Origin of the sequence: cyanobacterium endosymbiont of Rhopalodia gibberula (assembly GCF_003574135.1) — a bacterium.
Lineage (GTDB): Bacteria > Cyanobacteriota > Cyanobacteriia > Cyanobacteriales > Microcystaceae > Rippkaea.
In genome coordinates this window covers 2862927-2875565 of the sequence record NZ_AP018341.1, presented here as the reverse complement: position 1 = coordinate 2875565, position 12639 = coordinate 2862927, and the positions used below count along the sequence as shown (strand labels likewise).

The following is a 12639-nucleotide window of genomic DNA, read 5'->3' as shown; positions in this document are numbered from 1 at the left end:
CATAGTAATTTCACACATAATGGCTACAAGTATGAATTTAGATAAAGAAGAGTTTGAATCTACAGATTTATGGGAAAAGGTCATCACTCAGACAAATCATGCTATTAACTGTGGTGCATTACAATCTATTGTAACAAATTATGCATTCATAAAAGATGCTAATATTAGATTTTTAGTTAAAATATTAGATAATTTTCTACAAAAAGAAATTTCCCAGAAAAAAGAAACTCAGCAACGTAAAAAGATAGAAGAAAAAGTAGATCCTTTTCTTCCCTATGAAGAAGATTTATTTGTCACTAACCTTTCAGATACTCATGTATGTTTATTGAATAAATATAATGTATTTGATTACCATTTACTAATTACTACTCGTGTTTTTGAAGAACAACAAAGTTGGCTAGATTTAAATGATTTTGCTGCTTTAGGTCAATGTTTATTGCAGATTGATGGGTTGGGATTCTATAATAGTGGCACGCTTTCGGGAGCAAGCCAACAGCATAAACATTTACAATTAGTTCCTTTTCCGTTAAGTTCTGAAGTAGAAAAAATCCCAATTGAATCAATAATAAAAGAGATTGACTTTCAAGAAGATATTGGATTTGTATCTAGTTTTAATTTTAGCCATGCTTTAATCAAAATCAACCTTACTACTGGAAAAAATTATTTTCAAAACGCCCTTATTTTTCTGGAAAATTATCATAAATTATTAATGGCTATTAATCTACCTTTAAACAAAGAGAAACCGACGGTAGACTATAATCTTTTGATTACACGGGAATGGATGATGATTATTGAGCGATCACAAGCAAGTTACAAATCTATTCCAGTCAATGCTTTAGGTTTTGCTGGAACATTCTTTGTTAAAAATCAGAAACAAATGGAACAATTAAAAGAATTGACTCCTCTGATTATTTTACAAAATGTCGCTAAAAATAAGAAATAAAAAATCTATTTTAGAACATAAATATTAGAGACGTTTATTATTGAGATTTTCTGCAAAGAGTTTACAGTTAGTCAATAGTTTTTTCAGTATTATAGTTAGTCTATATTTCTATTGCTAAATCTATTTATTTAGAAATTTTTATTAAAAATTAAATAAATAATTATGGGTTTAATAATTACAAAAAAATAATCTACAAATTACTCATCCTCTGAGTCATCTATTCCCATTTTTTTAAAAGCAATTGTTTATGATTTTACTTCTAAATTAAGATAATAAAATCTATTTTCATTAACTACTTATGTTCTTATAAATTACCCTTTACATAACACAATATCTGTTTGATTAATAATTTTAAATCCTACTCTGTTCCCTTTCTCTACTACGTGAATTTTTATGAAAATAGGGGATTAAAAGTTGAATAACTTTAGTCAAAGTTATTTTTCCCCTTACTTGTTTCCTTAAAAAATTTTGAAGTAACAGTATGTTTATTTTTTTTATTCCGAACTAATTAAAATACTAAGTGATAACCACAATCGTCTTAATCTTAATAAGATCGACTTGGATTTTTTCTTTCCATACTAACTATTAACACAACTGTTTAACCTCATTTTTAACAGCCTTGAGAAGATATGATTCTATCTTAATTTTTTTAGTTTTTTCTAGAGTAAAAATAATAAAGTAGAAGAAGTTAATAACTTCTTCTACTTTTATTCTGATTGTATCCTATAACCCCAAGAACTTGATTTTTATAAGAATAAAATTCTTGAAATCTTGAAAACCTTATAAGGCAAGACTTTCGATTTTTGTTGATTATGATTTTGTCATAGCTAACCTAGAATAATTATTTTTCCGAGTATATTTTTGGGGATGATATCAAAAGCTTGTGCTTATTCAAAGTTAGATAATTCTCACATAAGTAGCTGTATTTAATTTTAATTTTTAAAAAATTTTATGATTATGAAGCAAGTTTTAAAGCTTCAAAATAGAGACTATAGACAAAGCCAATTTTAAAGATATTTACAATGTCAAGCCATAGATTTTTTTTTAACTTTTGTATCTGACTATAAGCGATACGACTAATGGTTTCTGTAAATAAAATTAGAAATCCAGCAATTGTAATATCCCAATAGGCTTCTTGTCCTGCAGTTGTAGAAACAGCTTGACCAACAAAAAAACCAAAGAAAAGACTCATTAAACTTAAAGAAATACGCCGCCAAGGATTAGTAAATAATTGATTGAGACGGATTTGAGTATTATAAAACAAAGTATTTAATCGAGTTCTTTGCATAGTAGATTTTTAAGTAAATACTCATAATTCATTGGACAAAAGCCATGATATGAATAATGATTACCATTTTGGTGGGTAATACCCACCCGGCAATTAATTTTGTTTAGATACCAAGAAAAATTCCCTTACCCTTCCCGAAGTACTATTTGGTAATACGACTGAGTAACCATAAAGAGATCCCAATTCCTATAAAATGAGCGGTGACTGCCGTTGAATTAGCTTGAATACTAAAAATATCCGCCGCTACCACCAAACATCCTGCGCCTCCTCTTACTGCTCCAGTCTGTCTCACGGATTTTAATAAAACATTACCGACAACAGATTGAGTGCCAACTAACGACAATAGCATTCCGATTAGGTTAATAATTAAACCCCACCGAATCACTTGGACGGTATCGGTTCGTTTTGGACGATGGGTTGGATCAGAACTCTGCAAGAGATCAGCAATTTTGGTATAACGAAAGGAAAAATAAATGCTAATTCCGAGAACGACTAGCCCACAAATAGCGAAAAATATACCAAATCCCGTACCAGGGTTTTTTTCTCCTTCCCCTAATGAACCAGTTCCAAGGGCTAACAGAGAGATAATACCGAGGACAATTTGCATCCAAAAGCTACGCCATCCCCACCATTTTAAAGTTGAAGAAGCTTCTAACATAGCCTCAGGTAAGGGACTGCTAATTGCTGGGTTTTTGCGGTTGTCGTTCATGGGACTGTTATTATCTTTTCAAGGCACTGTTGACTCAAAAGGGAGAAAAGGACAAAAGAGAAATTTTATTTTTTAGGGGAAAAAAACAACACCGGAAACCAACTACGGCGAAGAACCTCGTTAGCTAAACTGGGGTTTGTCCATTCTAAGATAGTGTTGCGATAATCGGAAGCAATAGCGATCGCGCTAATATCAAAGTTTAAGGCAGTATCGAGGATTTCTACTAATGGGTTTCCTTGGGTAACTTTAGTTTTAACGGTTACATTTAGTTTTTCCAATTCTGCTTTGACTTTGTTTAGTTTGTCGTGGGCTTCCCTGTAATGATATTTTGTAATTTCTTCCGTGCGTTCCCCATCATCAATCACCCATAGTAGCAAGCATTGTTCACAAGAACTGTCAGGATAGTCTTCTAGATGATTTTTAAGTTCTTCAAGCAAATATTCCCCAGATTGTTCCCCATTGTAGGGAATCAGCAAGTAACGCCACATATGCTGACAACGTAAGGCTAATTCTTCACAAGTATAAGTGGAGATTAACTGAGGACGTAAAATCATTAAAGGTGTTGAGGTTGATTTAACTAATTCTAGAGTGTGACTTCCAAATATTTTTGCTTCTATTGCACTGCGGATAGGCATCCCTGTGAGCACAATATCGATGTCATAGGTGTCAATTAGTCGTAAAATTACATCTTTGGGTTGTCCTGAGAGAACTTCAACTTTAACTTCTACACCGTCGGGAACTTCTTCTAGGGAAGGTGCAAGGAGTTGTTTTGCCTTAGCAATTTTGTCTTCGTCAACCCGGGCAACTTTTTCCGATTGCCAAACCGAGATACTGTGTAAAAATACGATACGTTTGAGTCCGCTACTAGCTAGAGGGGGAATAAAGTTAACTAGGCGATGTAAGCCGTCGGTGAAGTCAGTACAAATTAAACAGTTATGGAACATAAGGAAAGGTCTTCATTTTGAAGCAAACCACTCGAGACTACTATAGCAAGAATAAATAGTTCTATTGCCGTTATGAACATTAAAGTTTAAGAAAACAAATACACGAACGGTAATCCAAAATCTAGATAGTTTTCTCAACAAAAAAATTACCAAAATTATCATAGGGATGATAATTAATCGAATCTTGCAGTTCAACTAAGTGTTGACTCGATTATTTTTCTTGTATTCAACAATTTATTGACAAAATCCCAAAATAACTAAAATATTAGAGTTACTTAAAAAAGATTCTGCACTACCATGTAATCAATTAATCTTAGCCAAGAGCTTCTTTACAGCTGATTCCAGCATGAATTTCAGCCGGAATTATCATAGCTGCAAATGTCAAAAGTACATAAAAGCTAACTTCGGCGTTTTTTGAGAACGAGTAAGAAACCACAAAAACCCTAAAACGAAATGACCAATAAACTATTAATGATCATCAATTTATGATATCTTGACAAAAACAACGCTAAATCCATCAAACAGCATCAGAAAAAGTACAATTACCAACAACTGTTATGACTGCTTGTAAAGTGAAAAATAGGGGAGCAAAAAATACCAAGTACAAGTACACATGGCACGCAATAAAGCAGGTAACATACCTAAAGATGCCATCGTCAATAATGATCTTTAGTGACTTCTCCATAAGTTCAAATTAAATAGATTCCTGATATCCACTCAATATTGATAATTATTTCGTCTCTAGCCAATTAATTATTTTTTTTCCTAAATTAGTGTTATCCAGACGATCAATCTCTCTAATACCAGTTGGACTGGTAACGTTGATTTCTGTTAGATAACCACCGATAACATCAATCCCAACAAAATACAAACCGTTTTTTCGTAATCGTGGACCTAAAACCTCACAAATTTCTAATTCTCTGGAGGTAACTTCCGTTTTTTCGCTTCTTCCTCCAACGGCCATATTTCCCCGAAATTCTTTACCTGTCGGAATTCGATTAACTGCCCCAATAGGTTGACCATTAAGGAGGATAATTCGTTTATCCCCATCCTTTGCTTCAGGGATAAAACGCTGTACCATCACAGCTTCTTGCCCATAAAAAGTACTGACTTCAATTAGAGAATTAAAATTGCGGTCACTAGAATCTAACAGTAAAATTCCTTCCCCTGCTTTTCCTCCCAAAGGTTTGAGAATTGCTAATTGTTTTTCTTCTACAAACTTACGAATAATTGTCTTATCTAAACTGACAATGGTTTCTGGCATTTTTGAATAAAACTGCAGAGTGTACATTTTTTCATTAGCTTCGCGTAATCCTTGAGGAGAATTAATCACTAAAGTTTTTTCAGGATTAATTAACTCTAAAATGTAGGTAGCATAGAAATAGCGAACGGTAACCGGTGGGTCTTTCCTCATGAAAATTACATCCATGTCTTCTAGACACTTTAAAAGTGTCTCCGAGATTTGATACCAATTGGGAACCGCTACCCACTTTTGACCTTGTAATTTAACGGGGGTTAACTGAACTTTAGATAAAATTGCCCAGGACTTCCCTTCAATAACACTAAGTTGATGGACTTGTGTTACCCAAACTTCATGACCAGCTGTTTGGGCTGCTTCCATGATAGCTACTGTGCTGTCGTGACCGGGATCTAACTGAGGTAGGGAATCAATAACAAAAGCAAATTTCATTTGTACAGAAAATAGGGAATAGGGAGCACTAAAGATATCGCCATCTATTAGGTTAGTGTTTTCAACAATTTATGATAAACAACGAAACAATTACCTCTTTTAAAAAAAGAGAGGATTATTAAGATAGTTAGTTTTTTCCTTCAAAAGAAAAGTTCTATACCTAAATTAATCTATTATCCCTCAGTAAATATTTTTGAATTAATACTGCTAACTTTTCTTGAGTTTTCGGTGGAATTTTATCCCAAGGAGTCAACCCCGCATATTCCAAAGCATTATGGGCTTCGGATACTGGCGGACTTTCACTCAACCTTCTTACTGTTTCTACAATAACCTTTTGGGCATTAACAGCATTGTGGTTTAAATTGTTAATGATTATCTCAACGGTGACATGATCATGGTCCGGGTGCCAGCAATCATAATCCGTAACTAATGCTAGGGTAGCATAGGCAATTTCTGCTTCTCTAGTGAGTTTCGCTTCGGTTAAATTAGTCATTCCAATAATGGACGCGCCCCAACTACGATAGAGGTTAGATTCAGCAATAGTAGAAAAGGCTGGCCCTTCTATGCAAACATAGGTACCCCCTCTGTGTAAGGTAGTGTCAGGTAAGTTAAGACTTTCCACTGCATCCCCTAATATAGCGGCTAATTGGTTACAAACAGGATGTCCAAAACCAATATGAGCGACCAATCCTTCCCCGAAAAAGGTAGAAATTCGGTTACGGGTACGATCAATGAATTGATCAGGAATAATCAAATCACGGGGTTTAATTTCAGCTTTGAGTGATCCTACAGCAGAAGCTGAGATAAGATATTCTACCCCTAATTGTTTCATACCGTGGATATTTGCGCGAAAAGGCAATTCTGATGGAATTAAATGATGATTTCGTCCATGACGAGCGAGAAAGGCTACAGGAGTTCCTTCAATAGTTCCTAAAATATAAGCGTCGGAAGGGGAACCAAAAGGAGTATCAAGGTGGACTTCTTGGACATCTTGGAGAGCATCTATTTGGTATAAACCACTACCACCTAGGACACCTATTTTTGCTTTAATCATGATTTACTTTAGATTTGATCCAAGAACATCATATCCTCAAAATAAGAAACATATGGGGGATAAGGAAACTCTGAATTTTCAAAAGTCGGGGGTTCTCCATTCCAAACGATGCCTAATTCCGATTTTTTAGTGTCATTTGTGACTTCTGCTGAATTGCACCATAAAGATGATTCAAGGCACTAATATAAGCTCGTGCCGAAGCAGTAATAATATCAGTATTGGCTGCATATCCTAAATAGATGCGATCTTCATGGCTTAGGCGAATTGTAACTTCCCCTATGGCATCAATTCCAGCAGTAACTGATTTTACAGAAAACTCAATTAACTCATTAGGAACATTAACCACACGGTTAATAGCTTTGTAAACCGCATCTATAGGACCGGTCCCAATGGCTGCATCAGTTAATTCCTGACCATTAGGAGTCCTTAGGGTAACAGTAGCCGTGGGGACAGAATGATCCCCACAGGATACCTGGACAAATTCTAAACGGAATAATTCGGGGGCTTGTTGAATTTCGTCGTTAATGATCGCTGCTAAGTCCCAGTCAGTAATTTTTTTCTTTTTATCGGCCACTTCCTTAAACCGTAAAAAAGCGTTATTAATTTCTGTATCTGATAATTCAAACCCTAATTCCTTCAAATAACTACGGAAAGCATTACGTCCTGATAGCTTGCCCAGGACAATCTGATTGTGGGTTAACCCGATGGATTCTGCATCCATAATCTCATAGGTTAACTTGTGTTTGAGTACTCCATCTTGATGGATTCCCGACTCATGGGCAAAAGCATTAGTTCCTACAATTGCCTTATTAGGTTGTACCATCATTCCAGTTAATTGGGAGACGAGACGAGACGTACGGTAAATTTCTTTAGTGTGAATTTGGGTCAGAGGTTCAGTAGAGTCGGGGGAACGACCGAAGAAAGGATTGAAATATTGACGGCGCACGTGCAAAGCCATCACCAATTCTTCTAACGCAGCATTACCAGCCCGTTCTCCGATCCCATTAATGGTACATTCAAGCTGTCTAGCTCCATTCTTAACTGCTTCGAGAAAATTAGCCACTGCTAACCCTAGATCATTGTGGCCGTGAACAGAGATAATAGCACGATCAATATTGGGGACATTTTCTCTAATACCGCTAATTAATGCACCAAATTCACTGGGAGTTGTATAACCGACTGTATCAGGGATATTAAGGGTCGTTGCACCAGCTAAGATCGCTTTTTCGAGGACTTGATACAAAAATTCAGGGTCACTTCGTCCTGCATCTTCAGGAGAAAACTCTACATCATCCACAAAGGTTTTAGCGTAAGCTACCATTTCAGGAACAATAGCTAAGACTTCCTGGCGAGTTTTTTTGAGTTTGTATTCGAGGTGAATATCTGAGGTGGCTAGAAAAGTATGTATACGAGCTTTTACAGCAGGTTTAAGAGCTTCCCCAGCTGCTTTAATATCCTTCTTGGTTGCTCTGGCTAACCCACAGATGATAGGTCCAGTCTCGGTTCCTACAGTTTTGGCAATTTTTTGAACTGCTTCAAAGTCCCCAGGACTAGCGTAAGGAAATCCTGCTTCAATAATGTCGACTCCAAGTCGTGCGAGCGATCGAGCGATAGTTAGTTTTTCTTCAACCGTTAAACTTGCGCCGGGGGACTGTTCCCCATCTCGTAGAGTTGTGTCAAAAATAATAATCCGGTCAGAGTAATTACTCATAGCCCAACTCGCACTAACTTATTAAGAACATTGTTGATTTCAGTATCTTCTGGAATTATAGCAATTTTCTTTGATTCTAAGCCATAGATTTTTTGGGGTTAAAGAATTCCGATATTTCAGTTGTTTTTTAAATCCTTAATCGATTAAAACTGATTCTCTACGACTTCTATCTGCTCCTGTGGAAATGATGTCAATATTAAAATGGCTTCGACAAATATCAACTGTAAGCTTAATGGTAGCTGCTGATGTCAGCTTACCTTATCCCTCTACAACCCTAGCTCAAGGTTTCTATCGTCCCTAATCCTATTGTTAGGGTTACACTAAAGGATGAACTGGAATCTTGCCAGTCTAAGACATCGCCACCCTACTCGAATTAGGACTCCTTTTTATCAAAAAATTTGTTCTTGAGTTAAGACAAACTGACGTAATTTCAGTAAATCAAAAGTTTGTCCTAATTTAAGAGGTAAAAGAGAAATTCCTTCTAATCTAGATTGCACCCAGCCATCGCCCCAAATCCATTCATGATAGCCATCAATTCCTTGACTTAGTATTAGTCGTAAGCTGTTTTTATTAGCAATTTCTACTTGATGGTGGATGGAAACGAATCCCAGCCAACTAGTAAAGACTATTCCTGCTTCTAAGGTATCAGGAAGTTCAGAGGATAGAGTTTGAGGAATGATCCATTTACGGAGATTTTTCGTTTTTAGTAAACTATTACCAATAGTACTTTCATTGACATCAACAGCGATGCGTAAATGACTTTCTTGAAAATTTCCCAGCATATTAATTAAGTCAATAGTTGAACAAAGATGAAGCTACCCGTGAGTTGGGAGAATAATTGACCAATAATTTTTAAATAGAATTTCACCCCTTCGAACGCTTATAGTTTAGCATTAGCTGTTTCTTAATAATTTTGGATAGTAGGAAAAACTTTACTAGGGTTAGTTAAATTATTGGGATTAAATACTTTGTATATCTATTACGTATGGTTTCTAAACCATTTTGATTAAAAATATTAAGATATGTAACAGTTTTTGTAGGTTCCAATACAGTATTCTTCTGATAAACTTTTCTCAGACTCCACACATAATTTAAGGATTTCTTCCCCTAATTCTTCTACTTATTCTCATGCTCCTACTACAGCATTATCATCAAGAACTGATAGATGTTAAGTGGCTATCTGCAGCACAAAAAATATTAGCAATTTAATAACCCTTATTTTTTCTTAATTAACCAATTTATCGCAACACTTCCACTAATTTAGTCCGAGGAATTACCCCTTCCTGAACAGAATAACTAAGATTAATCCTACCCATCGTAGCAAAGAGCACTTTTCGTCCTCTCCAAAATTTTAGACTGCTTTCTACATTATTAGTTAGAGGAGGCTATCCCTCTAGCTTTATCTTGCCGACAAATTTGGACGCTCTGTTCTTTATTCACAGTAGATTCTACGCTTAGCCTATCCAGTTCCACTAACAAAATCACTTCAGCATCCCTGGAACAACACTTAGTGGCTACTAGATCTGCTACCACATCAATAGAATGGTTATTCATAATTTCCATGCTGGCTGAAATAGTATCTGCACTAAATAAATAATATAAGCTTATGCATTTTCTAGCCGGTAATGCCCCCTAATAACCTTGTTCCCGCTTCTCTAGTCATCCAGAGAATTTAATAATTATGGCAAATTTTTACTGGCAGCAGCCATTTCTTCAGTGGTTTGATGTAGAACAACTACAGCAGTCCGTTGACGATAACGAGTTAATTCATCGAATTTGTAGGTAATAAGTTCTTCTTTGCGCTGGACGACTCCATCCTTACCTATAGCTGTTTTAAAGGCTTTGATGAGCAGTTTCCATTTTTTTTAGTTTCGGACACAGTGAGGGTCAATAAATTTTGAATTATTAGTATTCGGGAAAGTTATCCGATTATAATGCTGCGCACACCCGTTTAATTTTAAGCTAAAAAAGCACTATCCCTTTTTTGTCTAAATTCTAGGACGTGAGCACAGACACAATAGATACGGAAATAAAAGGTGACAACTTTTGACTACTTAATTCATTTTTGGAACATTAAACCAGCCATCAACGTTCAGTATAGATGGTAATGATTAAATTTACTTATAAAAAAAAGTGAATCCTTCCCTATTGACAAATAGGGTATATTCTTTAAAAGTGAGTGTGTTGTGTGAGGAAATAGACAAAATGGTAAGTTCTCTATCTCGTAATGGAAACAATTGGATGGATCGTGTCAGTGCCACCATAAACCCAGGTTTCTTGGGACAATGCGCCCATCTCCCCAATAGCCCCTTATTTGGAACCGATGGCATTCGTGGTAAAGCAGGTGACTTGTTAACTGCCCCTTTTGTCCTTCAACTTGGATTTCGGGCAGGACAAGTATTGAAAGTGAATCGGGTCACTTCAGGTCCGGTGATCATTGGGCAAGATTCCCGAAACTCTAGCGATATGTTGGCCATGGCTATGGCTGCTGGGTTGACTTCTGCCGGTCTAGAAGTCTGGCAATTAGGTTTGTGTCCTACTCCTTGTGTTTCTTATCTGACACGCACCAGTGACGCAGTGGGTGGAATTATGATCTCTGCAAGCCATAACCCTCCTGAGGATAATGGGATTAAATTCTTTAACCATGAAGGGACAAAACTAAGTCAAGTATTAACACAACAGATTGAAGAATGGTTACGTGGTAATCTCTCCTTACCATTAGAGCATCCTCGAGAATGGGGAAAAACCTACTATCAGCCAGATTTAGTAGATAAATATTGCCAATTTTTACAAAGTACTCTCCCGCAAAGTCTAGATTTACAGGGAATGCGAGTAGTTTTAGATTTGGCTTGGGGGGCATCGGTAAATGTGGCTGTCCAGGCTTTTAAATCACTAGGGGCGCAGGTAATATGTTTACACGATTACCCTAATGGCAATTGCATCAATGTTAATTGTGGCTCAACTCATCTTGATTTACTCAAACAGGCAGTCAAGAAACATCAGGCTGATTTAGGATTTGCTTTTGATGGAGATGCAGATCGGGTAATGGCTGTCGATAGTCAAGGAAGGGTAGTTGATGGTGACTATATTCTATATCTGTGGGGAAAATATCTTCTTCAAAAAGGAAAACTGCCTAATAATCTTTTAGTGGGAACAGTGATGGCTAACCTAGGATTTGAAAGAGCTTGGGAAAACTTAGGGGGTAAATTTATGCGGACATCTGTAGGTGATCGCTATGTTCAAACCAAAATGTGGGAAACTGGAGCGATGCTTGGGGGTGAACAGTCAGGCCACATTATTTGTCATCATTACGGAGTGTCTGGGGATGGGGTACAAACTGCCCTTCACCTAGCAGCTTTAGTTTGTCAGTCTGAAGAGTCTTTAGCCACCCTAGTAGATAACAGTTTCCAAACCTATCCTCAAATTTTACGTAATGTTCGTGTGGAGGACCGCGATCGGCGTCATTTTTGGCAAGAATGTATTCCGTTGAGAGAAGCCATCACCCAAGCAGAAACAGAGATGGGAAATGTTGGTCGGGTTTTAGTTCGTCCTTCTGGGACAGAACCCTTAATTAGAGTCATGGTAGAATCAGTAAGTGCTAAAGATGCTCATGAGTGGGTTGAGTATTTAGTGAAGGTTGTCGAGCGATATTTAGTAAATTAATAAGTCGACCACGTATAACTTAAGAATCTCAGTGTGATTAGTTTGCACAGTGACTAAAGCTCCTAAAAATAAAGCCTGCTGCCTTTAAGGGTGGTCTTCGTTCTAAATATTTTTTTGTACATTGGAGTTTACACTTGCTTATCTGCATTTGTAGTGTTTTGAGTGCCATAAAGTCTAGCTTTAAATGCGGTAAGTTTTTTGTTAACTAGAGACTCGTCTTTACTGTACGTAAATAATCACTTGTATGCCCAAAATTTCACATACAGTAAAAACTAAATAAGATTCAATACATCAAAATTTATCCTAATGCGTGAAAATTATACGCTTAATCTGTTTGCTACAATTAAACTTATTTAGACCTATTAATTTTAGACTATATTTATTAGTTTCACTATCAATATTTTGTATAAGTTTTTAATTTAAATAATTCTTTATATAAGATTTTTGTAGCGTTGTTACTTGAGTTGCTCAATGTTATTGTGACTAGTTTCTACATAAATCTTTAAATAAACAATCGTTGGTTTAGAATTGCTTTGAGTCCCCAATAATTTGCTGACATCAAATCAGTGATGTCCACCAGCTATACTGACAAATTTTGTCTTCATCCTACTGGTCTCAACATTTCATCATCACAGCT

General features: G+C 36.2%; 11 protein-coding genes and 1 pseudogene. 2 read left to right on the top strand and 10 right to left on the bottom strand.

Annotation, left to right across the window (positions count from 1 at the left end):
- Positions 1-19 precede the first annotated feature (19 nt).
- A complete protein-coding gene (locus RGRSB_RS09350) occupies positions 20-943 on the top strand; it encodes an ATP adenylyltransferase family protein (protein ID WP_232014518.1) in 924 nt (307 codons plus the stop codon).
- Between the two features lie 955 nt (positions 944-1898).
- On the opposite strand, the gene RGRSB_RS09345 is transcribed toward RGRSB_RS09350, so the two are convergent.
- From RGRSB_RS09345 to RGRSB_RS11225, 10 genes and pseudogenes are all read right to left on the bottom strand, one after another.
- Entirely contained in the window at positions 1899-2231 is a 333-nt protein-coding gene (locus tag RGRSB_RS09345; protein ID WP_119260815.1) for a DUF565 domain-containing protein, read from the bottom strand.
- A 142-nt stretch (positions 2232-2373) separates the two neighbouring features.
- Positions 2374-2940 (bottom strand): DUF3611 family protein, encoded by a 567-nt coding sequence (locus RGRSB_RS09340; protein ID WP_119260814.1) that lies wholly within the window; start codon positions 2938-2940, stop codon positions 2374-2376.
- Positions 2941-3005: 65 nt separating this feature from the next.
- Complete coding sequence (locus RGRSB_RS09335) at positions 3006-3884, bottom strand: universal stress protein (RefSeq protein ID WP_119260813.1); 879 nt, start codon at positions 3882-3884, stop codon at positions 3006-3008.
- Positions 3885-4118: 234 nt separating this feature from the next.
- Positions 4119-4346 (bottom strand): annotated as a pseudogene (locus RGRSB_RS10655) (DUF3593 domain-containing protein).
- 93 nt (positions 4347-4439) lie between these two features.
- Positions 4440-4538, bottom strand: coding sequence for a DUF2499 domain-containing protein (locus RGRSB_RS10650; protein ID WP_232014517.1), 99 nt, complete (start codon positions 4536-4538; stop codon positions 4440-4442).
- Between the two features lie 76 nt (positions 4539-4614).
- Complete coding sequence (gshB, locus tag RGRSB_RS09320) at positions 4615-5574, bottom strand: glutathione synthase (protein WP_119260812.1); 960 nt, start codon at positions 5572-5574, stop codon at positions 4615-4617.
- A 160-nt stretch (positions 5575-5734) separates the two neighbouring features.
- A complete protein-coding gene (locus RGRSB_RS09315; protein ID WP_119260811.1) occupies positions 5735-6628 on the bottom strand; it encodes an S-methyl-5'-thioadenosine phosphorylase in 894 nt (297 codons plus the stop codon).
- A gap of 112 nt (positions 6629-6740) precedes the next feature.
- Positions 6741-8339 carry a 2-isopropylmalate synthase gene (locus RGRSB_RS09310; protein WP_119260810.1) on the bottom strand — a complete coding sequence of 533 codons (1599 nt, stop codon included), beginning with the start codon at positions 8337-8339 and terminating at the stop codon, positions 6741-6743.
- Between the two features lie 389 nt (positions 8340-8728).
- Positions 8729-9121 (bottom strand): hypothetical protein, encoded by a 393-nt coding sequence (locus RGRSB_RS09305; RefSeq protein WP_119260809.1) that lies wholly within the window; start codon positions 9119-9121, stop codon positions 8729-8731.
- 589 nt (positions 9122-9710) lie between these two features.
- Entirely contained in the window at positions 9711-9893 is a 183-nt protein-coding gene (locus RGRSB_RS11225; RefSeq protein WP_420822994.1) for a hypothetical protein, read from the bottom strand.
- A gap of 651 nt (positions 9894-10544) precedes the next feature.
- Here RGRSB_RS11225 and glmM point away from each other — a divergent pair.
- The gene (gene glmM, locus RGRSB_RS09295; RefSeq protein WP_119260808.1) at positions 10545-12002 is read left to right on the top strand and encodes a phosphoglucosamine mutase; all 1458 of its coding nucleotides are present in this window, start codon (positions 10545-10547) and stop codon (positions 12000-12002) included.
- Positions 12003-12639 lie beyond the last annotated feature (637 nt).